The organism is Prescottella equi, from assembly GCF_002094305.1.
In the GTDB taxonomy this organism is placed as follows: Bacteria; Actinomycetota; Actinomycetes; order Mycobacteriales; family Mycobacteriaceae; genus Prescottella; species Prescottella equi.
Genome location: NZ_LWTX01000030.1, coordinates 1 through 648, shown reverse-complemented (window position 1 = coordinate 648; position 648 = coordinate 1). Strand labels below are relative to the sequence as shown.

The window sequence follows — 648 nt, the reverse complement described above, 5'->3', positions numbered from 1 at the left end:
TTCGAGCAGGACGTCGAGATCTGGAAGAACAAGGCGCCCATCGACAACCCGCTGCTGTCGGAGGAGGACGGGCCGGTCTACCAGCTGCGCCGCTGGTACCAGCAGTTCTACGTCGATGTCGAAGACATCACGGAAGACATGACCAAGCGCTTCGAGTTCGAGATCGACACCACCCGGGCGGTCGAGAGCTGGAAGAAGGAAGTCGCCGAGAACATCGCGCTGCGTACCGGCAGCGCCGCCGAGTAGAACGACATTCGAGAAGAGACCTGAAGACATGACGTACGAAGTACTTTCGCGGGTCGAGGCCATGGCCGACGACCTGTTCGCCGAAGGCGTCGAAGCGGATCGGCTGGGCAGACTCGCGGACGAATCCGCGAAGAAGATGAAGGAAGCCGGGTTGATCCGGATGCTCCAGCCGAAGGAGCACGGAGGCCTCGAGGTCCATCCGCGCGAATTCGCGGAGACCGTCATGCGCACGGCGTCGCTGAATCCGTCGGCCGGCTGGGTCCACGGCATCGTCGGCGTGCACCCGTGGCAGCTGGCCTTCGCCGACCCCAAGGTCCAGCAGGAGGTCTGGGGCGAGGATCAGGACACGTGGCTCGCGTCGCCGTACATGCCCGGCGGCATGTGCGTGCCGGTCGACGGCGG

Annotated in this window: 2 pseudogenes; both read left to right on the top strand. The window is 64.7% G+C overall.

The window, feature by feature from the left end:
* Positions 1-246, top strand: a pseudogene (locus tag A6I89_RS24255) (3-ketosteroid-9-alpha-hydroxylase); the annotation flags it as partial.
* A 28-nt stretch (positions 247-274) separates the two neighbouring features.
* Positions 275-648 (top strand): annotated as a pseudogene (locus A6I89_RS24250) (hydroxylase); the annotation flags it as partial.